This window comes from Candidatus Defluviilinea gracilis (assembly GCA_016716235.1).
Classification (GTDB): Bacteria; Chloroflexota; Anaerolineae; order Anaerolineales; family Villigracilaceae; genus Defluviilinea; species Defluviilinea gracilis.
Genome location: JADJWS010000001.1, coordinates 1,814,830 through 1,836,248, shown reverse-complemented (window position 1 = coordinate 1,836,248; position 21,419 = coordinate 1,814,830). Strand labels below are relative to the sequence as shown.

General features: G+C 52.1%; 19 protein-coding genes and 1 tRNA gene. 5 read left to right on the top strand and 15 right to left on the bottom strand.

Features of this window, described 5'->3' with window-relative positions; translation table 11 throughout:
- Positions 1 to 93: 93 nt before the first annotated feature.
- Positions 94 to 1,137 carry a GNAT family N-acetyltransferase gene (locus tag IPM31_08585; GenBank protein MBK9007039.1) on the top strand — a complete coding sequence of 348 codons (1,044 nt, stop codon included), beginning with the start codon at positions 94 to 96 and terminating at the stop codon, positions 1,135 to 1,137.
- 54 nt (positions 1,138 to 1,191) lie between these two features.
- Here IPM31_08585 and IPM31_08580 read toward each other — a convergent pair whose 3' ends face one another.
- Complete coding sequence (locus IPM31_08580) at positions 1,192 to 2,454, bottom strand: amidohydrolase family protein (GenBank protein ID MBK9007038.1); 1,263 nt, start codon at positions 2,452 to 2,454, stop codon at positions 1,192 to 1,194.
- Between the two features lie 123 nt (positions 2,455 to 2,577).
- Positions 2,578 to 3,237 carry a hypothetical protein gene (locus IPM31_08575; GenBank protein ID MBK9007037.1) on the bottom strand — a complete coding sequence of 220 codons (660 nt, stop codon included), beginning with the start codon at positions 3,235 to 3,237 and terminating at the stop codon, positions 2,578 to 2,580.
- A 316-nt stretch (positions 3,238 to 3,553) separates the two neighbouring features.
- On the opposite strand from IPM31_08575, the gene IPM31_08570 reads away from it, so the two are divergent.
- The 3 genes from IPM31_08570 to IPM31_08560 all read left to right on the top strand — a co-directional run bounded on the left by IPM31_08570 (position 3,554) and on the right by IPM31_08560 (position 9,225).
- On the top strand, positions 3,554 to 5,299 hold the full coding sequence (locus IPM31_08570; protein MBK9007036.1) for an AAA family ATPase: 1,746 nt from the start codon (positions 3,554 to 3,556) through the stop codon (positions 5,297 to 5,299).
- Positions 5,300 to 5,306: 7 nt separating this feature from the next.
- Positions 5,307 to 7,325, top strand: a complete 2,019-nt coding sequence (locus IPM31_08565) for a DEAD/DEAH box helicase (protein ID MBK9007035.1) — start codon at positions 5,307 to 5,309, stop codon at positions 7,323 to 7,325.
- A 76-nt stretch (positions 7,326 to 7,401) separates the two neighbouring features.
- On the top strand, positions 7,402 to 9,225 hold the full coding sequence (locus IPM31_08560; GenBank protein ID MBK9007034.1) for an SWIM zinc finger family protein: 1,824 nt from the start codon (positions 7,402 to 7,404) through the stop codon (positions 9,223 to 9,225).
- A gap of 744 nt (positions 9,226 to 9,969) precedes the next feature.
- Here IPM31_08560 and IPM31_08555 read toward each other — a convergent pair.
- The 5 genes from IPM31_08555 to IPM31_08535 all read right to left on the bottom strand — a co-directional run bounded on the left by IPM31_08555 (position 9,970) and on the right by IPM31_08535 (position 13,390).
- Positions 9,970 to 10,218 carry a hypothetical protein gene (locus tag IPM31_08555; protein MBK9007033.1) on the bottom strand — a complete coding sequence of 83 codons (249 nt, stop codon included), beginning with the start codon at positions 10,216 to 10,218 and terminating at the stop codon, positions 9,970 to 9,972.
- 134 nt (positions 10,219 to 10,352) lie between these two features.
- Complete coding sequence (locus tag IPM31_08550; GenBank protein ID MBK9007032.1) at positions 10,353 to 11,333, bottom strand: nucleotidyl transferase AbiEii/AbiGii toxin family protein; 981 nt, start codon at positions 11,331 to 11,333, stop codon at positions 10,353 to 10,355.
- 71 nt (positions 11,334 to 11,404) lie between these two features.
- A complete protein-coding gene (locus tag IPM31_08545) occupies positions 11,405 to 12,190 on the bottom strand; it encodes a hypothetical protein (protein ID MBK9007031.1) in 786 nt (261 codons plus the stop codon).
- A gap of 128 nt (positions 12,191 to 12,318) precedes the next feature.
- Positions 12,319 to 13,257: a tyrosine-type recombinase/integrase gene (locus IPM31_08540; protein ID MBK9007030.1), complete on the bottom strand. Its 939-nt coding sequence runs from the start codon at positions 13,255 to 13,257 to the stop codon at positions 12,319 to 12,321.
- Between the two features lie 61 nt (positions 13,258 to 13,318).
- Positions 13,319 to 13,390: transfer RNA gene (locus tag IPM31_08535), tRNA-Met, on the bottom strand.
- A gap of 102 nt (positions 13,391 to 13,492) precedes the next feature.
- On the opposite strand from IPM31_08535, the gene IPM31_08530 reads away from it, so the two are divergent.
- Positions 13,493 to 14,404: a diguanylate cyclase gene (locus IPM31_08530; protein ID MBK9007029.1), complete on the top strand. Its 912-nt coding sequence runs from the start codon at positions 13,493 to 13,495 to the stop codon at positions 14,402 to 14,404.
- A gap of 2 nt (positions 14,405 to 14,406) precedes the next feature.
- On the opposite strand, the gene IPM31_08525 is transcribed toward IPM31_08530, so the two are convergent.
- From IPM31_08525 to IPM31_08490, 8 genes are all read right to left on the bottom strand, one after another.
- Entirely contained in the window at positions 14,407 to 14,724 is a 318-nt protein-coding gene (locus IPM31_08525; GenBank protein ID MBK9007028.1) for an AzlD domain-containing protein, read from the bottom strand.
- A 40-nt stretch (positions 14,725 to 14,764) separates the two neighbouring features.
- Positions 14,765 to 15,448 (bottom strand): AzlC family ABC transporter permease, encoded by a 684-nt coding sequence (locus tag IPM31_08520; GenBank protein ID MBK9007027.1) that lies wholly within the window; start codon positions 15,446 to 15,448, stop codon positions 14,765 to 14,767.
- 32 nt (positions 15,449 to 15,480) lie between these two features.
- Positions 15,481 to 16,536 (bottom strand): VWA domain-containing protein, encoded by a 1,056-nt coding sequence (locus IPM31_08515; GenBank protein ID MBK9007026.1) that lies wholly within the window; start codon positions 16,534 to 16,536, stop codon positions 15,481 to 15,483.
- On the bottom strand, positions 16,533 to 17,558 hold the full coding sequence (locus IPM31_08510) for a VWA domain-containing protein (GenBank protein MBK9007025.1): 1,026 nt from the start codon (positions 17,556 to 17,558) through the stop codon (positions 16,533 to 16,535). The genes IPM31_08515 and IPM31_08510 overlap by 4 nt, the downstream gene beginning before the upstream one ends.
- A gap of 146 nt (positions 17,559 to 17,704) precedes the next feature.
- The gene (locus IPM31_08505; GenBank protein MBK9007024.1) at positions 17,705 to 18,613 is read right to left on the bottom strand and encodes a DUF58 domain-containing protein; all 909 of its coding nucleotides are present in this window, start codon (positions 18,611 to 18,613) and stop codon (positions 17,705 to 17,707) included.
- Positions 18,582 to 19,589 carry a MoxR family ATPase gene (locus IPM31_08500; GenBank protein MBK9007023.1) on the bottom strand — a complete coding sequence of 336 codons (1,008 nt, stop codon included), beginning with the start codon at positions 19,587 to 19,589 and terminating at the stop codon, positions 18,582 to 18,584. The genes IPM31_08505 and IPM31_08500 overlap by 32 nt, the downstream gene beginning before the upstream one ends.
- Before the next feature lie 196 nt (positions 19,590 to 19,785).
- Positions 19,786 to 20,601: a trypsin-like peptidase domain-containing protein gene (locus tag IPM31_08495; GenBank protein ID MBK9007022.1), complete on the bottom strand. Its 816-nt coding sequence runs from the start codon at positions 20,599 to 20,601 to the stop codon at positions 19,786 to 19,788.
- Between the two features lie 55 nt (positions 20,602 to 20,656).
- Positions 20,657 to 21,406 (bottom strand): nucleoside phosphorylase, encoded by a 750-nt coding sequence (locus tag IPM31_08490; protein MBK9007021.1) that lies wholly within the window; start codon positions 21,404 to 21,406, stop codon positions 20,657 to 20,659.
- Positions 21,407 to 21,419: the final 13 nt, after the last annotated feature.

Below are 21,419 nucleotides of genomic sequence, written 5' to 3'. Positions count from 1 at the left end.
CTTAAAGCCTGACCTACAATTACCTTATGCAAAAGGTCTAACAAATATTTGTGTAGGATCGCGTTCTCTAACACGCGATTGATGAGAAATTAAGTGACCAACCTTGAAGTCAAAAAACTCTCCTTCAACTCACCTCTGCGCGTGCCAGAGTCTCTTTCGTTCGCCGCGACGTTCACCGCCCTCGATTCGTGGACTGGTCTCGTAAAAGAAATTTACGGCTATGAAACCTATCGCTTTGAAGCCGTGAAAAATAATGAAGTCACAGGCATCCTCGCCCTCACGCATGTTCGACATCCCATCTTTGGAAATTATCTGGCAACGTCCCCGTTCGGCTCGTTCGGCGGATTTGCATTTTCCTCCGCCGAAGCGCGCGATGGACTTTTAGAAGAAGCTCAGAAACTTGCCGATGAGTTGAAGGTTGAATACGTCGTCGTTCGATTTATGGAAGATAACAACGCGCCTCCCCCGTCGTGGATTCAAAACCCGATCTACTCCACCTATTTGCTTGACCTCCCATCCAATCCCGAAGATCTGATGCAAACATTCGGTCACCAACACCGCAAACACACGCGCCAGTCACTGCGCAAGGGATTCAAAGTTACGTTTGGTCAACTCGAATTGCTGGATGAAACTTACGAGGCATTAGCGCAGAGTATGCACGAACTTGGCTCGCCTTATCATTCAATGAAATACTTGCAGACGATGGCATCCCTGCTTGGAGATAAACTCGAATTTATTGTCATCAAAACCGCGGACGATTCACTCGTCGGGAGTGCGGTGCTTGCCTATCACGAAGATACCGCGACAAATTTACACGCGAACATCCTGCACAAATATCGCGCGGAGTATGCGGGCGAGTGTTTGTACTGGAACATCCTTGAGCATTACATCCAAAAAGGAATCAAAGTCTGCGACATGGGACGCAGCTTGAATGGTTCAGGTAATGAGACCTTCAAATTCAAGTGGAAGCCGCGCAAAGTTCCGCTGGCGTATTGGTATTATCTGCCGAAAGGCGGAGAGATCCCTGAGTTGAATCAGAAAAGCCCGAAGTTTCAGTTTGCGATCTGGCTGTGGAAGCGATTACCTGCCTTCGCCGTGCGGATGTTGGGTCCGCATTTGATTCGGGGGATCGTGTGATTCGCGTGGAGCTAGTTCTGCCTGTCTAACCCGAATAGACAAATCAGTTAACGCCTAACGAATCGTCAACACCTGTTTCGCCAACAATTCATTCGGCAAAACGCTCCCCGCATGGCTCGCCGCCACTTCCCCATCTTTCATTACCAGTCGCAAACTCTCTTTATCCGCCAGCGCGCGCAAATCCTCCAGCGGATTCTTCTCGTGCGCGATTAGGTCGGCGACCTTGCCTGCTTCGAGCGTGCCCAGCCACGAATCCCAGCCCAGGGCTTTCGCCGCATTGCCTGTCGCCGCAACGAGCGCTTCCATCTTCGAAAGACCCGCCTGCTCCATCCAATATATTTCGAGCGCGTTCTCGCCGTGATAATTCAACGGCGTGCCCACATCCGAACCCATCGCAACCCGCGCGCCGGTCTCGTGCGCCGCCTTCAAACTTTTTGCCGCATCGCCCTGTGAATCGACATTCTTCCGCATGATCCAGTCGGGGATGTTCGATTTCTCCGCCAAAATAATATCCCACCCCGCTTTCAAGGTCGGCACCAAAAAGACCCCGCGTTGCGCCATCAGGCGGATCACGCCAGGGTCGCGATGCAAATACGTTCCATGCTCCAGCGTGGTCACGCCCGCTTCCACCGCTTTGCGAATCCCGTCAATGCCGTGCGCGTGCATGGCCACCGGCTTGCCAAACTTTTTTGCCTCATCCACCAGCGCTTGAATTTCATCCTCATTGAAATGCGTCACACCGGGCGCGCCGCTTTCCACCAACACCGCTCCCGTCACGCCCATCTTGATCACATCCGCGCCATGCTTCACCTGTTCGCGCACCGCCTTGCGCACCTCGTCCACGCCATCTGCCACGCGATACATGCCCGCGTAATACTCCGCGCCCGCTTCGGTGATGGAAATGAATCGCCCCGCCAAACACAGGCGCGGACCCGCAAAATCACCGCGTTGGATGGAACGACGGACATCGAATTCGAGTTCGCTCCAGCCGCCAAGATCGCGCGCAGTGGTGATTCCCGCCGCGAGATTCTTTTGCGCGTTCGAGAGAATCTTCAACGCCATCTGCCCTGTCGGCGCATAGAACTGACTGTCCGCTTCACCCGAGCCGGAGAGATGGACATGCGTGTCGATGAGACCCGGCAGGATGTACGCGCCATTCAAATCAAGCGTGATGGATTCGCCGCCCGCTTCGCCCTCCCAAGTGGAGGCTGGTCCGGCATAGGAGATTTTTCCATCGCGTATGGCAATGACCGCATCCGCGACCGGCTTGCGCCCGGTCCCGTCGATGAGGGTGAAATGTTTCAGGAGGGTATCCATATCGAAGTCGCGAGAGAAGCGGGATTACATCCAACCTGATTGTATCCGCAAAACGAAAACCCGCCACAGTGGGCGGGCGTGTGCCGAGGGGGAGATTCGGACTCCCGACCAAGGGCTTATGAGTTAGACACACAATGGACAATAATTTTTGCCCACATATGTATGTAAAACTCTGCTTTTGTCAACACTCTTGCCTATATATGGCGGTATTTTTGGATGATTATCATTTTGATAATCCCTTGCACATGAAATGCAGATATATTGATAATATAATACCGCTAGGCGCATGCCAGTATCCAGTAATACTAGAAGCGATGCTTTATCGCGCGCATCGGAGAGTTTTCCCCGCTTGCAGGTTTCCAACATGGTCTTGATCGTTTCGATACTTACCGGATCCAGCGGTTCGAGAGGCACGAAAGGCGCATCAACCTTGTTGATCGGGTTGCGCCAGTTCTCCGGCTCGATTTCGCGTTCATACCATTTCAAAAAGGTTTTGACGGAACGATAATAGCCATGAACTCCAGCGGGACGATGCCCATTTTCATCGAGTGAGATCAGGAATTGACGGATCATGTCGGCACTAATCTGGCTTACGTTGGCTACATTGTTTTCCAAGCAGAACCTGGCAAAGGTATTGAGTTTCTTGCTGTAAAACTCGATGGCGCCGCCGGCAAGATTGCGGGAACGGCAGGCATGCAGGTAAATGCCGATCCACTTTCGCAGATCGTCAGTCTGGTAGATTTCCAGGTTGGGAGATTTGGTGAGAAAGGTGTTTGTTTCCATTCAGTGGGCGCAAGAATATCCGAATGGAAATGGGGGTGGGGAGTTGGTGTCGGTAATTTTTCGTTATTGTTACAAGCTGAATTTAGCCTTAAGGATCCTATTTTATCCTTGCGTGATTATTCACGTAATGAATACCATTTCAAATCAAGGCGAATAGCCTTTCGTCTTTTTACATTCCCGCCTGGAAACGAATGCGCGATTTTCAATATCATTTGATGCGACCATTCGTTTTCGTGCATAGTCTTGGAAGAATACTGGACAGCGTGATGTAGTTTTCTCCAAACCATCTTGCAGGTACAATGGAGGCTATCACACTATGGACGACTCGACTCCAGAATTCCTGAAAAGGCTCCGAAAATTTGTTCAAGCCGAAGCGGACGCTCAATATCGCGCCCTGGAAAAACAATGGTCGCATCCGCTTCAGGAGCGGGTTGCAAGAGGCTGGGCAATCGAAGGACTGCGCGTCGAACAGGTGAAGAACGGGATTATCCGCCTCTCGTGCATCACCAACGACTCGCGCTTTCGTGAAGGCGATCTGGTCTTGCTGCACCGTGATGATCCCCACGATCCGGACGCCCTGCATTGTGAACTGCAGTACGACGGGGAAACCGACCTCGAAGTCAGCCTGATTCGCGGCAATGAAGTTTTTCTTGCTTCCAACCCTGAGAGTTGGATCATGGATCAGGATTGGTTCGACGCCAGCCCGTTTTACCTGGAGGCGCTGAACGCTGTTGCTGATTCACAGTTGGGACGCTCTACGATCCTGCCATTGCTTCAAGGCTCCCTCTCTCCAAAAATAGACTATGCCCGCTACGAGCGCGCCCGGAGCGAATTACAAAATGCCGGACTCAATGACAGCCAAATGGAGGCGGTAGCGCTCTCGTATGCAACCGACCTCCTACACTTGATTCAAGGTCCGCCCGGCACTGGCAAGACTCTTATGCTTGCACATCTTGCGCGTCTTCTCGTAAAAGATGGACGCCGCGTCTTCGTCACTGCCCTTACCCACCGCGCCATCCACAATGCGCTGAATAAAATCTCGCAAGTGGACGATTCGATTCCCGTCTGCAAGATCGGCGAAGGACGGCATGCAAGCGATCTCAATGTTCCGAACTTTGAGAGATTCGATCAATCGCGCTTTGGAGAAAACAGCGGCGGGTATGTGATCGGCGCCACACCATTTGCCCTGCAATCCAGAAGATTATCCGGTGTTGAATTCGACGTGGCGCTGTTCGACGAAGCCTCGCAAATCACTTTGCCGCTGGCGATCATGGGAATGCTGGCGGGCAGTAAATATGTTTTCATCGGGGACGAAAAGCAACTGCCCCCGGTCACGGTATTTTCGGCGACGGAAGCCACACAGGCATCCATATTCGGTTATCTCGCAGGTCGTGGAAACGAAACCATGCTGGATGTGACCTACCGCTTGAATGATACTCTGACAGAATGGCCCAGCCGAACCTTTTATCGCAACGAACTCAAGTCAAGCGAAGAGGCAGCGGGAAGGCGTTTGAATTTATCGCCAGAAACGACTCGCTGGGATTTTGCCTTGGATCCCGCTTCGCCTGCGGTCTTTCTCGATCTCTGCCACCAAAATACGACTGTGCGTAGCCGTATCGAAGCGGATGTTGTCATGGAGTTGATCCTGTCCCTGTTCATGCGGGACGTATCTCCGGAAGACATTGGCGTGGTTGTGCCCTATCGCGCTCAAAGCCGCTTGATACGCAGCCTGATTCGCAGAAATCTGCTGGAGAACGATCTTGCTAACCGCCTCGTAGTAGATACGGTCGAGCGGATGCAGGGACAGGAACGCGAGGTGATTATCGTCTCTTTCGCCACTGCCAGCGCTAAATTTGCCGCGCAGGTTGCAGATTTCCTGTTCCAACCCCAGCGTCTAAATGTAGCCGTGACACGCCCGCGCACCAAGTTGATCCTGGTCGGCAGTCATCACATGCTTGATGCCGATCAATATGACGGAACCCATCAAGAAACAATGGTCATGGTTCGGAACTTGATTGACGGTTGTCATGCCATCACTGTACCCGATGGCAGATTAGACTGAAAACGTCATGGCTCACATCCTGCCCGACACCCCGCCTCAAACCATACCGAAGGAAGTTCTGCAAGTCTTTCGCGCGCTAAAATCCCTGCCCGATACCTACTTCATCTGGCATCACCTTGCGCCGTGGCAAATTGACGCGCCTGATTTTCTTGTGCTGGATGAACTTGGCAAAGCGTTGTTAATCAAGGTCAGTTCTGCGGCAACGGATCAGGCTGATACCGCCGCACAGATGTTACTCCTCGCAAACGAACGCAAACCTTTGGGACAGGATGAAAATGCCTTGCTGGAGAAATTCATCCGTGAATTGAAACTGCCTTCGGACCAGAAGATTGAAACGCTGGTGATTTTCCCAAACATTCCACAGAAACGAGTGCTGGCAAGCCGTCTGGATCGAAAATCTGGAGAAGCCCATTGGATTGGAAAAGAACCGCTTCAATCAGATACCAGCCCTGTATTGGACAAGTATTTGCCATCCACGCCTCTGGATTCGATCTGGCTGGAAAAACTTCGCCAGCGCTTCACCCCCGAGGTGGTTGTTCCGGCTGAGATGACCGTCCGCCCGGCCTTTGAGCGGCGCATGGCAGCCGGCTTGACCAATTACCTGCTGGATTACGATCAGGAAGCGGCGGTCAAATCAGATCTCGAACTGCCAGCCGACGATCAGCCTCTTCCCGGCGATCTGCGGCTCAACATCATTAACGGCGTCACCGGCAGCGGCAAGACGCTTATCCTGTTGTATCGTCTACGCCTGTTGTACCATCTGTATCCAAATAAGCGTTTCCTGGTTCTGACACATAACCGCCCGTTGAGCCGCGATATGGAAGGACGCTTCGCCCGCCTTGAAGGTCGCTCCCCAAAAAATATCGAATGGCGGACGTTCAACGGCTGGTGTTATCATCATTGGCTCCATGAGCCAAAATGGATCGAGCCTCTCAAACTCACTGCCCGCAGGAGGATTATCGAGGAAATTTGGCGGAGCCATTTGCAAGACTCGACCATTTCAACAAGCATGTTCCAGAATGAATTGGATTGGCTGAAAGACCAGGTCCCACTCTCCCGCGAGGAATATCTCAACGCCGACCGCCGCGGGCGCGGGTTTCCATTGAACGCGGAACAGCGTCAGCAGGTGTTCGATGCAGCGCAGGAGTATCAGGCATCCCTGAAGAAAAGAGGCGCATTGGATTGGGGCGACATCCCCCAACTCCTTTGGCAATTCTCTGAAAGCGGTCGGGTGCAATTGCCAGAGTACGATATCGTCCTCATTGATGAAGCCCAGTTCTTTGCGCCATTGTGGATGCGCTTGATCCAGAAATCGCTTAATCCACAAAATGGACATCTTTTCGTCGTGGCGGATCCGACGCAGGGATTTTTAGGGCGCGGCGCTTCGTGGAAATCGCTTGGACTGGAAGCGCGCGGGCATACTCATCATCTACGTCGCAGTTATCGCACGACGCGTGAGATCTTGCAGTTTGCCACCCTGCTGTATCGCCTGCGCCTGGCGGAGGAAAAAGACGATGATATTCTTGCTCCAGATTTGCTCAATATGCCCAATGGAAAGTTCCCGCAAATCATCAGCCTCACTAGCCCTCAAGATGAGATTGCGCGCGTCGCTAACGAAGTACAGAGTCTCGTGAAGCAGGGATTTCCAAAGAAACAAATGCTTTTACTGCACGGCGATGGATGGGGCGTGAACAATCTTATTCAGGCAATTGATGACCGACTCGGGAAAAACGCCGCGTTGGACCCGAAGGATAATTATCCCGGCGATTATGTGCGGGTGACCACCATCAATGCCGGCGCGGGATTGGAAAGCCCGATTGTTTTTCTGGTTGGTTTACGCTTGTTATTTGAACAGGAGCAATCCCTGCGGCTTTCAGACGGAGAGCGGGAAGGGCTGATCCGCGACAATACCCGCAAACTCTATATGGCAACAACAAGGGCAGGTCAACGATTGGTGTTGACGTATTCCGGCGAGTTACCGGAGGTGTTGAAGTCAGCGCTGGAGATGAAAACGTCACTGGCATAATTATTTCATGTCTTATAGATTAAATGACGCAACAGGCGCAAGATACAATCCTCACTAATAGCTGATAAAGGCAAAGATGAAAGTACCTAAAATCACGGAAAGCATAATTCGCGCGGGAGCCAGCCCGGAAAGTTTTCGGCGCGGCAAGGAATATTTTGAGGAAGGCGCGATCTCGAATACCGCCATTCAAGACACGGTGTTGAGCGGCGAATGCGCTGGCACATATTCGCCCTATTATCGGGCGCAAGCGGAACTGGATGAGGCGGGCATTGCCGATGCATCCTGTACGTGCCTCTACGAATATGGCGGCTACTGCAAACACATCGTTGCCCTGTTGCTCGCCTACTTGCATCATCCAAAATCATTCACCATGCGCAAAGCGCCTGAGGAACTTCTAGCCGATCTGGATCGTGACGATCTCACCGCGATATTAACCAAAATGATCCAAGAACAGCCCGACCTGTATGATCGGATCGAAGCCATAACAGCTGTCCCTTCGAAATCCAAAAAGAAGCGCAGGAAAAAAGTGGATATCGAAGTCTATCGCCGCCGTATTCTCAGCATCGCCCACAGCTTGGATGGCATGAGAATGTCGGAAGCGTACTGGCATGTGGGCGGACTGGCGAATCAATTGCGCGAAGTGCAGGAATCCGCCATGAAATTCCTGGATGCTGGGGACGCCGAGACGGCGCATGAAATTCTGCTTGTATTGCTTGAGGAGTCCAGCCGAGGTATTGAATATATTGACGACTCGGACGGCGAATTGGGCGGTTTTGTGGGCGATCTGGGCCCGTCGTTGGCTGAAGCCATTTTGAGCATGGAACTCAGCCAAGTCGAACGCGACAGGCTGGTCCGCAGGCTGGAGAAGTTGATCGATTACGCCGGCGATTATGGGATGGAAGGCAACTTGGATACTGCCGTTCAAGCCGCGAAGTATGGATGGGGAGATGTCCCTAAAAAGATGGAACCTGTTCGAAGAATAGCCTCAAAATTTGATGAGGACGAAGAACCGGATGATTGGGATGAAGACAAGGATTGGGACGAGGAAGACGACGATGAGTTCAGTAAATGGGGTCTTCCTATTATGTCGGGCATCGATGATCTCACTGAAGCCAAATTGAACGTGCTGGATCGGCAGGGACGCACCGAAGAATATCTTGCCCTGTGCAAGAAAGAAGAACGTCATCTGCGTTATGCCCTCAAACTGTGCGATCTCAAGCAAGCAGTAGATGCGGTGAAATACGCCAAAAAGCATCTGACCACTGCCGAAGAGACTCTGGAGGTAGCCCGCCGCTTGCGAGAGTTGCGCCTCGTGGCTGAGGCTATTGAAGTCGGTGAACACGGCATAAAACTGAAAGGATCAAAAGCAGGGCTAGGGGAATGGCTGGGACCTGTGGAAGAGGCGCAAGGACGGACAAAACAAGCGCTGACAGCCTGGTTGGCTGCATTTGTTGAGCATCCATCGCTGGAAACTTATAAGACGATCAAGCGATTGGCTGGTTCAGGCTGGAGAAGTTTGCGCCCGGAGGCGATGGCAAAACTTCGCAAGTCGTATGACAAGCAGGTTTTGGCAGAAGTACATTTGCTGGAAGAAGAGTGGGATGAGGCAATCCAAGTAGCCGAGGGACGCGACGTATGGTATCCCGTTGTCGAAACAGTGGCTGATGGGGTTATGCAGCATCGTCCAGAATGGGTTGCCAAGATCAGTTTGAAGCACGCGGAACGCCTGATGTCCGAGGCCAAAAGCAAGAATTACCCAATTGCCACGGCTTGGCTCAAACGCGTGAAACAAGCTTACAAACTGCTTAGAAAAACGGATGAATGGAAGGACTATTTGGAAGAAACTAGGGGAAAATACAAGCGGAGGCCGGCATTGCAAAACCAACTAACACGATTGTAGTTAGGCTGGTATTTGTTGGTTTTCGATAAACCAGCGATGCAAATGATTGCCCTTTTCCTAAAAGTGTTTTTGGATAATTCGGTTTGTCCTCGGCTAGTTCAGGCAATGAACAGGCAAGAATTTTCCTGCCAAAGATTTTGGAATGCAAATTCATTGCGCCTCATGTATAAAAAGATACGAATTCCGTAATAATGTATACATAAAACATAATTCAGCCAACTACAAATTGCGTCTGTATAGGTTTTATACAATCGGTTTGTGAGGGCAAATCACCTTTACAACCATACTCATTTCAAGTACAAAATAAGTACAGTTGTAAAATGTCATCTGCTGAGGCATATTGGACCAGTCGTACGGGAATTTCAATTCCTTCAGAAAAGGGGGCTTGGATTAAACGTGTACAGGGGCATTCGCCTCGGGTGGCACTTACAAGAACACCACCAACTTCATACTGATCAAACTCATTTTGTATAGGGGAAATCTTCATGTCAAAGAATCGAGAGAGTTCATTTGCATGACCTTCACCACAGTCCGTAATGAAGATCAGAGCTTTTTCGAAACCTTTTGATCCAAAGAGAGGCACCAAGGTTTTTCAATCCTATTGAAAAGGTAATGACCGAGAAAATCGGTTTTACAACCGAAATTTTCGGCCATTATGTTACGGCTTATCATCTCTAACTAAAGTAACGCTCCGTGATTTATGAATGCGAATAGTCCCCAGTCCAGAATTTCTATACGAGGGTCTCAAGTGTAAGTTTTGCGTACTTCATCCAGTGCCTGTAACAAATCATCAAAAGTAATATGTTCATGGTTAAATCCCTCAGCGATTTGATCAGCCAGTTTGTCCACCTGCGAGACTTTTGTCGTAAGCAAAATCGTATCCTCGCCAAGATCAATGAGTGTCAATATTTGACCTTCCTCCAGTTTGTATTTTTTACGCAGACTGGCAGGAAGAGCGGCAGTTCCCTTGCGACGGATTTGTAGCGTAGTCATGGTTTTCCTTTATAGAAATGAGTAAGCGTTCTTGCTGGACGATTGCCTTTGTTGAAATCTTTTTATACCCAATACGCCGGGTGAATAATTGAGGTCATACTGTTTTCTATTTTGTTATGAGGCACCATAAATGATTACTTATTCTCAGATAGTTCCAGCAGTTTGATCCCTTGGTAAAAGTAGAAGAAAGCTTCCGGACTTGTTTTCTTCAGTTTATTGAGTCTGCCGTATTCAGCCTTGGAAATACCCCATGATGAAATGTCAATATTTCTTTGGAATCTCTCAATACTGGTACTTTGTGTCGAGATAAGTCCAGCCAAATACACGACCTTTGATGCGCAAACAATAGCAGTGTCTATCGTAAAGTTCGCCGAGTAAACAAAAGCAACCAGTTTCTTGATTCCGCTTGCTAATTCGATATACTCTCCACCGGCAATTGCTCCACGTGTACCAATCAAACAGGCTGTCTGAAACGAATCCAGGAGAACATCTGTGGGAGTAAGCTCGGGCATTCCACGATAAGACAACTCTTTTGTGGCCGTCCATTCAAAAGTCTTGCATATGAGATCAACATCAGAAACAACATCAAACAATGCACCAATATCGAAAAGCTGCTTCGCCATTTCAATGTCTTTTCCCAACCCATATTGAATTCCGGTGGTATTGGGAGCGAAAGCTGTCAACTTATCTCCTATTAAGCACTCCACCACAGGACAAACTACATCGGTTATCTGTCCTTCAACCGAAAGAATGGGTATGTCTATGTTTACTTTCTGTAATTGTGGGTATGGATTTTCATCAAACAAGATATCCAGCAACACACGACTTTCTTTGTTCTGTATCATGGAGTGAAAAAAGAACTTGTAGTGTTGTTTGGGTAACTCGCCGGGGCGACGATTCTCCTCATAACGGTAGAAAGCACCCTGATCAATTACCGATTCAAAAAACAGAAGGAGGTTTTGCGATTTGGGAAGGACAATGTCAATGTCAATAGAGAATCGACTCGGCTTTCCGAGCAATAGTGTCAGGCATGTGCCGCCCTTAAAAATGAAATCTAGTCCACTCAACCGCAGGTTTTCGACTAGGGTCAAGGCCATGATCATCTTTTCGATCAAGATCGGATCCTTGCCGGCCGCAATCTTCCGAGTCTGCATGATCCATTCTTTGGTCCGGGATTGATTCGAGATCATTGTTTGCTTTTCCGTTGCATTTCGAGTTGTATTCCTGTTTTAGTTTGTATAAATTCCTGTAATGTCTTCCCAGCCTTCCTGCGGCGGGCATATCGAAACATAGTCCTTTGATTCAACCAATAAGTATTAAAAGCGTTTTCGTAGATATTTGATAATTCCGCGCCTTGGAAGGCAAAGAATATGTTTTTGTCTACCAGGATATCCACAAGGGTCTTCTCCAATTTTGGAAAAGGGATATTGTTATGTGTCGTGCGAGGCGCCTCTGAAGTCAAAGGCAACACAATGATTGGACTTGCTTGTGGAAGGATATAATTCTCCATCAGGCTTCGACTGGGATCCAGAAAAACCCGGCCTGTATGTTTTTCCATCAATCGGTTAAAAACTGACTCGCACGCATCTTTGTCAGTTTCGACAAGAATTAAGTTTTGCCCGGGTTGATGGGTCATGAACTCATGCAGTATCATTGTTTCCCAGCATAAGTAGTCCAGGTATGGAAACGTCTTTTGAATGATTTGATGGATCGAAGAAAGCTCCTTAGAAGGTGAATAAAGAAACTTTCTCTTTTTAACTTCTTGTTCTTTAAACGCATACATCCCAGATCCCAGCGGAACGAGGATCTGTTCCTTCTCCAGAGCATACAGAGCTCGCCTAAAAAATTGCTCATTGAAATCATCTGTACGCATCCGATAAAAGCTCCTCAACTCATTTTTGGCAATGGAAACATGCTCAGAAAAGGTAGATTTCAATTCCGGGAGATGCAATTGAGTATAAGTATTTTTCATAGTAACCTCTTTCGTAAAATGGCACTTTTCCATAAATAGTGCCGTTTTACGAAACAAGCCTACTATACCAGAAAATATGCATGGCTGCTACCTACGAAGCACAGATCACAACTTCCTTCTTGACTTGTCTAAAGATTGCTATCCACCGGACTACCTCGCATGTGGGCAGTGTGAATATCCTGATCGGTCTGTGCCAGATAACGCCGCAAAATCTGCAGGTCGGAATGTCCCATCAGTTTTTGCAGGGCAAAGATATCCACGCCGTTACGCAACATCACCAAGGCAAACGCCCGCCGGAAATCGTGCGGAGTGGGAATGGATTTCAGTCCGACCTTTTCCGCGCACCGGCGTAGCAGACAGCGTAACGCGGCATAGGTCATCCTCTCGCCGTGAATGGAGACCCACATGGCAGGGAAGTTGTCATGCCGGTAGCGAAGGTACCCACGAATTGCCCTAATGGTCTTTCGTCCCAGGAACACCATGCGCGGCTTACGCCCTTTGCTCTGACGGATCATCACCGCTCCGGTTGCCATGTCCACATCTTCCAGGTTGATGTTCAGGAATTCTTTCGCGCGAGCGCCAGTATCCAGCAATCCCAGCATCATCGCCTTGTCGCGGACTCCGGAGTAATTGCTTTGGCAGGTTTTCAGAAGTTCATGGATTTCCTCGATCTGGATGGGCTCGATGGGATCAGTCGGCAGTTTCGGCGCTTTGATTTTACGAATCGGGTTCTTCCAACCCTCAGGCATGATCTCTTCCTCTTCGATCCAATACAGCATGGTCCGCAGTGGACGGAAGCAAGCATGTACACCGCCGGGATTGTGCGTCTCGGAGAGTTCAAGTAGATACCGACGGATAAAATCTGGTGTGATTTGAGAAACTTGCGTCAATGCCTGACATTCACAATACTTTAGAAAGTATTGCAGCTTCTTGGTATACAGTTCAATGGTTTCGGGAGAAAGCCTTTGTGATCTGCGGTCGATCAGAAAAGAATCAACCAGAATGGGCAAATAATCCTGCTGGGAAAGTGTGATAAGCCCTTGGTCTTGCGTTTTTAAAGCATACATGGTGATCTCCTTTGTCTAGAGACCACCATACATAAGAAGAGTGTCCCACTTATTTTTGTAGTGCCGAGGGGGAGATTCGGACTCCCGACCAAGGGCTTATGAGTCCCCTGCTCTACCACTGAGCTACCTCGGCGGGGTGAGAGCGCCGCAAATATTACTATGGGAGGATATGTTTGTCAACACGAGCGGATTCTACGAGGGGAGTGGGATATAATCAATCGAAATCAGGAGCCGAATGAAGATTCTCGTCGTCAACAACGATCTTATGGAACGAACGGTCATTCAGCAGGTGTTACAGGTGAATGGTCATGAGGTTGTGATCGCGGAAAATAGCGACACCGCCTGGAAACTTCTGCACAGCGAGGAGATCCGCTTTGTCATCGCCGACCGCATCGGCACCGACATCGACGAACGGGGTTTTATCCGCCGCGTGCGCGATGCGCGCCCCCCTTATTACATTTACATCCTGCTCATCACGCAAAAAGTGCAGGAATCGGACGTGACCACCCCGCGCACCGGCGCGGATGATTATTTGCGCAAGCCGATCGTGCCGGTGGAATTAAAATCGCGTGTGAATATCGGCGAACGCATCCTCAGCCTGGGCGACCGTCTTGTGCAGGCGAAGGATACGCTCGATCACACCGCCATGCTCGACAACCTGACCGGCGCCTTGAACCAGATGGCCTTCATCAACCTGGCGCGCGGCGAGTTGGAACGCGCCCGCCGCAACCAGGCTTCGCTCAGCCTGATCGCCTTTCAGGCTGAAAATTTCAAAGCCATCGTCGACCAGCATGGCAAAAGCATCGGGAACGATGTGTTATCTCTCATCTCGCAAGGGATTCGCGATAAGAGCAGACCCTACGACGGGCTGGGTCGCTACGAAGGCGATATCTTCATCCTCATCCTGCCGGGCGTGGTTGGCGCGGAAGCGGAAAAGGTATCAGAGCGCATCCTCAAAGGCATTGCCAACACCAAAGTAACCTTGCTGGACGACACCGAGTTAAAGGTCAACTTGAGTGTGGGAATCGTTTCCTCCGGGCGCATTACCGCCTCCACCGAGATCGAAGCGTTGATGAGTACCACGCGCGAAGCGCTTGCCCTTGCCAAACGCGACGGGGATAACCAGATCTACACGATCTACGTGTAATCCTATCGCAGAACAACCTGCAAGACGAACAACGCAACCATCCCTGCCAGGATGGTGATCAGCGTATTCCTGCTCGCCCACGCAACGATCGTCGCAAACAACCCTGCCAGCAGGCGATGGTTATCCAGCGAAAGCTCAAGACGATTGGAGCGGATGAATAACTCCGGAAACACAATGGCAGACAGCACTGCTGGGGGAACGTAGCGCAACGCCTTCCGCAACGCTTCCGGGATGTGGAATTTGCCGAACGCGTAGATAAGGCTGAAGCGTGTCCCAAACGTGATCAGGCCGCCCAGTAACATCACAAGCCAAATATTCATTGCTTACCTCACAAAGGTGACAGTCACTTAAAAGCGACTGTCACCTTCTCTCCTCCAAATAAGTTCCAACGGCGATGCCGACCAACGCGGCGACGATCAAACCTAATTTATACGGAAGCGAGTACGCGACAAGCGCGGCGCATCCCGCCGATAACGCCGCCGCCACTGCCGGGCGATCTTTCAAGACCGGCACGACCATCGCGATGAACGTGAGCGGGAGCGCAAAATCCAGCGACCACGAATCGGGGATCGCCGCGCCGAGAAAAATTCCCAACGCGGTGCTGATCTGCCAGATCGTCCACAGCGCCGCCCCCGCGCCGAACAGAAACCAATGACTGAACGGTTGGACGCCTTCATTTTCATAATGAAAGATGCTCGGAGCGTACGCCTCGTCGGTGAGCAGGTAACTCAAAAGCGCCTTCCAGCGTGTGGGAAGAGAAGCAAGATGAGGGGCGAGCGAAGCGGAATAGAGCATGTGCCGCAAGTTCACCACGGCGATCGTTAATACGATGACGAAGCCCGGCGCGGAATCCCTCACAAGTTGGGTGGTGATGAACTGCGCCGAACCCGCAAACACCATCGGAGACATCATCTGCGCCGCGGCGGTGGACAGCCCGGCATCCATGGCAAGCACGCCGTAGATCATGCCGAAGGGAAAGACGCCGACCAATAGGGGAATCTCGGACCGAACGCCCGCCCAAAAATATTTTTGTTGTTCATTCATAGCCGAAAGTATAGCCGAGAATTTTCCCGCCATTACAAGACCGGATTCCACCTCAACGAAAGGAATCCCGCAAGTAGGAATAACAGCAAGCCAAGCGCGTTGAAGAAGGCGCTGATCTCGGTTGTTTCGCGCGTGACGACAAGATAGGTGGGCAGGTTGCGGAATACATCTTGCAGTTCGCGCGCGCTGGTCGCCGCGTAATAGGCGCCGCCCGTCATATCGGCGACCTGCTTCAATGTGACCTCATCCAGTTCCCTGCGGAAGCCTCCGCCCCCGCCGCCGCCAAAACCCAGCCCAAAGCCTGGTCCCCCGAATGGATCGATTTCTGAAAACGCGTCGCCGCAGTTCATTGGAGATGTGTTATTGACTGTTCCGAAACCAATTGTGTACACGCGAATGCCGCGCGCCGCCGCCTGGTTTGCGGCATTGAACGGAGTGGGTCCCGCGTTGTTCGAGCCATCGGTGAGCAGGACGATGATATGCGGCGCGAACTCCCCTTTGGGCAGGGGTTGCGGGGCAGAGTCCGATAGTGTCGAGGGGATGCGGCTGTCAATTTCAGCAATGGCGTCGATGGAGCGGAGGATGGCGCTCCCGATCGCCGTGCGGCGCGCGGGAAGAAGATTCGCGATCGCGTTGACGAGCAAATCCCTGTCTTTTGTGGGCGGTTGGACAAGTTCGGCAAAGCCAGCAAAAGCCACGATGCCGATCTGGGCATCTTCGTTTCGGCTCTGAACAAATTCAGTCGCGGCTTCCTGGGCGGCGATCAAGCGGTTCGGAGGAATATCCGTCGAACACATACTGCGAGAAATATCGAGCGCGAGGATGATCGTGGCGCGGTTGGAGGGAACAACAATATCCGCTGTCGGTCTGGTCAATGCAAGGATCAAACTGGCAATGGCAAACAGGAACAGGATGAACGGCGCGTGTCTTCGCCACTGCGATTGATGCGCCGCCGCTTCCCGCACCAGCGATAGGCTTGAGTAACGGATGACGAAGCGCCTGCGTCGGCGCAAGAGCCACACATACGCAAGAATGAGGAGCGGGATGAGAAACAGCAGATACAACGCGGAGGTCCACAACATGTTCATGCGACCCGCCCAAACCAGAGGAGTGAGAACGCGCCGCCGAGGAGAAAGAACAGAATCCCCAGTCCCGCGAGAATCGAGGTGATTTCCATTTCTTCTTGTTTGATCGCCAACTTGGGCTGAAGATCGCGGTAGATCCGTTGTAAATCCTGTGCATTGCCCGCGTTGTAATACGCTCCGCCGGTGGTCTCTGAAAGAGCGCGCAGGATCGGTTCATTCAATTGTGAGTGGGCGGTGATTCCATCCACGGTAATGGTCGCTCCCTCCAGCGTGCCGATGCCCACCGTGTAAATACGGACGCCAAAGTTTGCGGCAATGTCTGCCGCGGCGACCGGGTCTGGATCCTGGTTATTCTCGCCATCGGTGAATAGGACGATCGCCGAGTATGGATACCAGCCTTCAGGAAGCGCGTCGGCCTGAGGCGCGGTATCCGATTGCGGCTGGGATATTTCGGGGACGGCATTCGCGCTCAAGAACGGCGGATCGCCCGCGTCCACCACGATGGTGTTGAGCGCAACGAGAATTCCATTCCCGACCGATGTGCCTCGACGCGGCACAAGCCGCTCGATGGTGTCAATGATTTCAGTTCGCTCGCCAGTCGGGTTTTGCACGGTGATGCCGCCATCGCTGAACGCGACTACGCCGATCTTTACGCTCGTCGGTTGTTGATCCACGAATTCGAGCGCGGCGGCTTTTGCGGCTTCCATGCGCGTCGGTTTGAGGTCGTCCGCCGACATGCTACCCGACACATCGAACGTGAGGATGACCGTCCCTTCGACGCGCGGCAAACTGATCTTCGCCTGCGGACGCGCAAAAGAAAGGATGAGGATCGTAATGCCAATGAGAAAAAGTATCGCGGGGAGTTGTCGCCGCTTGGATGTTCCGCCCGACGCATCATGCAACACGCCGAAACTCCCCAGGCGCGCGGCGGCTTCGCGTTTCTGTTTTTGGATTCGTTGATACGCCCAAACCAAAAACGGAACGAGTAATAAAAGATAGAGGAGGGATGACCAGATGAAGGACATAAAATTCGGAGATTGGAGACTAGAGATTGGACGACCAGTCTCAGTTTCAAAAAATCATGTCACTCTGAGGGAGCGGGGTTTGCGACCGAAGAGTCTCTTGTTTGGGCGGGAGAGACCCTTCGCTATCGCTCAGGGTGACATGACTTTTAGTTTTTCCTAACCTGTTGCCTCTGCTTCGCAAACTTTACGATCGAGCGAACCAGATCGTCTTCCGTTGAAAGCGACAACACATCCACGCCCGCGCGTCTGAACGCCTCGTTCAAATTTTTCTCGCGTTGTTGCGCCGCGGCGAAAAACCGTTTGCGAAATTTCGCGTCGTGCGTATCTACAAACATCTGCGCGCCCGTCTCGGCGTCTTCCATCATCACCATGCCCACATCGGGCAACTCCTCCTCGCGCGGATCATACAGCCGCACCGCGATCACCTCATGCCGCTGACCCAGCAAGCTCAACGAACGTTCCCAACCCGGCTCGCTGATGAAATCGGAGATGACGAACACCAGCGAACGCCGTTTGATGGAATTCAACACGCTATCGAAAAAGGATTTGAGACTCGTAAACGGCGCGCGAGAGAGACGCGGCTGTTTCATCATATCGTTGATGAGACGCAGCACCTGGATTTTCCCGCCTCGCGCCGGGACCGTGTGCTGGATTCCGCTCCCGAACATCATCGCCCCCACGCGATTCCCGTGACGGGTCAGCAGTCTTGCAAGGACGGTCACAAATTCGGTGAGCATCGTGCGTTTTTCGCGCATCGTTTGCGTCGTGCCAAAATCCACCGAGGGACTCAGGTCAAGCAAGAACCACGCGGTGATCTCGCGGTCTTCGTTGTATTGCCGAATGTACGGCGTATCCATCCGCGCGGTGACGTTCCAATCAATGTAGCGGATATCGTCACCGGGCTGGTATTCGCGCAGGTCGGCAAAGTCCACGCCGAAGCCGTAGAACAGCGTGCGATAGTCGCCCTGCAACAACCCGTCGAGGCGGCGGATGACGTTCCAATCGAGTCGGAGCAACACTTGCTCAGGCGTTGCTGTTGACGTTGACATGTTCATGCAAAGGCACCACAGGGATCGGAATACGGTCGAGGATTTTGTTCAACAAAATATCACCCGTCACATTTTCGGAGAGCGCTTCGTAGGACAACACAATGCGATGACGCATCACATCGAGCGCCATATCCAACACGTCTTGAGGCAGGGCATAGTTGCGTCCGCGCACGAAGGCGAGCGCGCGACCGGTGAGGATCAAATTGATTGAAGCGCGCGGGCTTGACCCGAACATGATGAAGCGTTCCAATTCCTTCAAGCCAACTTCAGATGGTTTACGAGTCGCCGTCACCATGCGGACGGCGTATTCCATCAACGCCGGGTCAACGTACACTTTGTCCACTTCCTTTTGCAGGGCAACGAGTTGATCGGTGGTCAACACTTTTTGCACGGCTTGCAATGCGGCAGTCATCCGCTCGACGATGACGAATTCTTCCGTCGAGGTCGGGTACCCAACCAACACCTTGAGCATGAAGCGGTCCACTTGCGCTTCGGGGAGCGCGTACGTCCCCTCCGTCTCAATGGGATTCTGAGTCGCCAACACCAAAAACGGATTCGGCACCGTGTGCGTCTCGCGCCCGATGGTCACTTGCCGCTCTTGCATCACTTCGAGCAACGCGCTCTGCACTTTCGCTGGAGCGCGGTTGATCTCATCTGCCAGCAATAGATTCGTAAACACGGGACCCAGCGACGTTTCGAATTTGCCCGTCTTCTGATTGTAGATTCGCGTGCCGACCAGATCGGCAGGGACAAGATCGGGCGTGAATTGGATGCGCTTGAACTCGCCGCCAATTGCCTCCGCGAGAGTCTTGATCGCCATCGTCTTCGCCAGCCCCGGCACACCCTCAACGAGAATATGTCCGCGCGCCAGCAACGCCACGATCATCCGTTCGAGCAAATGATCCTGCCCAACGATGACCTTCTTCACCTCGTACAAAACTTTCTCCATCGGCGTTCGGTTTTCAGATGAATTTTGTGCCATGAAATTCTCCTATCTATCCAGTGATTGTGGTCTCGGTACGGGCTACAATGCTTCGTCTTCCACTTCGCCTTCGCTCAGTGTCCGCTCAGCCCTACTCGACCACCGAATCGAACAATTCTCTAATTCTCCCGATTCTCTACCTCCCCACAGTCTCCAGTCTCTAATCTCCAATTACTATTTACCAATTACCAATACCTCAATACGGCGGCGACCCTCCCCCACCTGCCGCCGCTCCAATTGGCACGGCAAACCCGATCCCAATAAAATAACCGTTCTCTCCCGGGCTGACGATCCCCGTGACGATACCGATCACATGCCCATTGCGATTCAACAGCGGACCTCCCGAATTGCCCGGGTTAGCCGCCGCGTCGAATTGGATCAACCCTTCGATCTCCCGGTTACTGCCGGGGATGTGAAACTCGCGGTCGAACCCCGAGATCACGCCGGCACTCATCGAAGCGAACAAACCTAGCGGATGACCCACCGCATACGCCTCATCGCCGATACGCATTGCGCCGGGATTCCCCAACACGGCAGGCGCCCACACTGGCGGCAAACTCTGCGGTTGCAACACGGCGATATCCATTTCGGGGTATTGATCCGCCACCACAGCCACAGACTCACTGCCATCCATAAACAGGATGTGAATCTCGGCGGCGCCTTCGACCACATGCAGGCTGGTGAGAATTTGCCCGCTGTCGTTAAAGATCACCCCACTCCCGAGTGAATCATCTTCGTTATCGTTGGCGTTCGGTCCCTGCGACTCTATCGCCACCAACGAAGGCAGGATGATCTGATACACATCCGCTGAAAATGCGGCGCGCGGCGTGGCAGAGGCAAGCGCGTCGGCGATCGACTGGTTCACCTCAGTTTGAGTAATTTGATTGGATGGGAAAAGAACATAAAACAGACCGATCGCCAACAACGCGGCGCACACCCCCGAAGCGAACGGCAACACCGCCCGCGCCCGACTTCGCAACCTCGCCAACCGTGAAGTATTTGCTTCGGTCATGGTCTTGTGGATTATATGCCCAGACGCCCTCAGCCCGAAAAGATTTACCTTTTTCTCATGTCAACATTTCCACCGCCGCATCGAACAGGATGGATAACCCTTGTTGCGCGGGACGCAGATCAGACGCCATGCGCCACTCGCCTCCATACAACTGGTCGGCAATAGCGAACACCGCCAAGCCTGCGCGTTCATTCGCCCTAGCCACCGCCAGCATCGACGCCGCTTCCATCTCCACGGTAAGGATTCCCTGTTGTTGGTGTTCAAGCACATCCTTGCGCAATTCACGAAAGGGAGCGTCGGTCGTCCACGTGACGCCGAGCTGATGAGATCGATTTTGTTTTGCGAGAATTTGACTGATGCGTTGCGCCATCGCCTGTGAAGAATCAACAGTCCGCTGCGGCGGAAGATAGTGTTGCGAGACGCCCTCGCCGCGAAGCGCGCTCGTCGCAATCACGAGACTGCCAGTGGAAAGCCCGGGTTGTAATCCGCCAGCCATACCAATCAATATGAATTGCTGAACGCCGAGCGCGGCAAACTCATCGGTCAACCCGCCGATGACCGGGGAGCCGATGCCGAAGTTTGTGGAGAGGGCAATGCGTCCGTTCGCGCGTTTGAGGAGATAGAAATCGCCAAGGAAACCTTTGACCTGCTTCACCGAATACCTTCGCAGGACATAATTGGCAAGGCTTTGTTGCGGGGCAAAGATGACCGCGCGCGGAGGCGGAAACTCGGGGAGTTGCCCGTTGGCGCGACGATAAGCGAGAAGAGTGGCGGGGGTGAGGATGGGTTGGGATGTGGAGGGCATGGTTTGGCAGTAA

Excerpts from the sequence above, each read along its gene's own strand:
- IPM31_08580 (MBK9007038.1), bottom strand. The coding sequence starts at position 2,454 with ATGGATACCCTCCTGAAACATTTCACCCTCATCGACGGGACCGGGCGC.
- IPM31_08575 (MBK9007037.1), bottom strand. The coding sequence starts at position 3,237 with ATGGAAACAAACACCTTTCTCACCAAATCTCCCAACCTGGAAATCTAC.
- IPM31_08570 (MBK9007036.1), top strand. The coding sequence starts at position 3,554 with ATGGACGACTCGACTCCAGAATTCCTGAAAAGGCTCCGAAAATTTGTT.
- IPM31_08565 (MBK9007035.1), top strand. The coding sequence starts at position 5,307 with ATGGCTCACATCCTGCCCGACACCCCGCCTCAAACCATACCGAAGGAA.
- IPM31_08560 (MBK9007034.1), top strand. The coding sequence starts at position 7,402 with ATGAAAGTACCTAAAATCACGGAAAGCATAATTCGCGCGGGAGCCAGC.
- IPM31_08555 (MBK9007033.1), bottom strand. The coding sequence starts at position 10,218 with ATGACTACGCTACAAATCCGTCGCAAGGGAACTGCCGCTCTTCCTGCC.
- IPM31_08545 (MBK9007031.1), bottom strand. The coding sequence starts at position 12,190 with ATGAAAAATACTTATACTCAATTGCATCTCCCGGAATTGAAATCTACC.
- IPM31_08540 (MBK9007030.1), bottom strand. The coding sequence starts at position 13,257 with ATGTATGCTTTAAAAACGCAAGACCAAGGGCTTATCACACTTTCCCAG.
- IPM31_08530 (MBK9007029.1), top strand. The coding sequence starts at position 13,493 with ATGAAGATTCTCGTCGTCAACAACGATCTTATGGAACGAACGGTCATT.
- IPM31_08525 (MBK9007028.1), bottom strand. The coding sequence starts at position 14,724 with ATGAATATTTGGCTTGTGATGTTACTGGGCGGCCTGATCACGTTTGGG.
- IPM31_08520 (MBK9007027.1), bottom strand. The coding sequence starts at position 15,448 with ATGAATGAACAACAAAAATATTTTTGGGCGGGCGTTCGGTCCGAGATT.
- IPM31_08515 (MBK9007026.1), bottom strand. The coding sequence starts at position 16,536 with ATGAACATGTTGTGGACCTCCGCGTTGTATCTGCTGTTTCTCATCCCG.
- IPM31_08510 (MBK9007025.1), bottom strand. The coding sequence starts at position 17,558 with ATGTCCTTCATCTGGTCATCCCTCCTCTATCTTTTATTACTCGTTCCG.
- IPM31_08505 (MBK9007024.1), bottom strand. The coding sequence starts at position 18,613 with ATGAACATGTCAACGTCAACAGCAACGCCTGAGCAAGTGTTGCTCCGA.
- IPM31_08500 (MBK9007023.1), bottom strand. The coding sequence starts at position 19,589 with ATGGCACAAAATTCATCTGAAAACCGAACGCCGATGGAGAAAGTTTTG.
- IPM31_08495 (MBK9007022.1), bottom strand. The coding sequence starts at position 20,601 with ATGACCGAAGCAAATACTTCACGGTTGGCGAGGTTGCGAAGTCGGGCG.
- IPM31_08490 (MBK9007021.1), bottom strand. The coding sequence starts at position 21,406 with ATGCCCTCCACATCCCAACCCATCCTCACCCCCGCCACTCTTCTCGCT.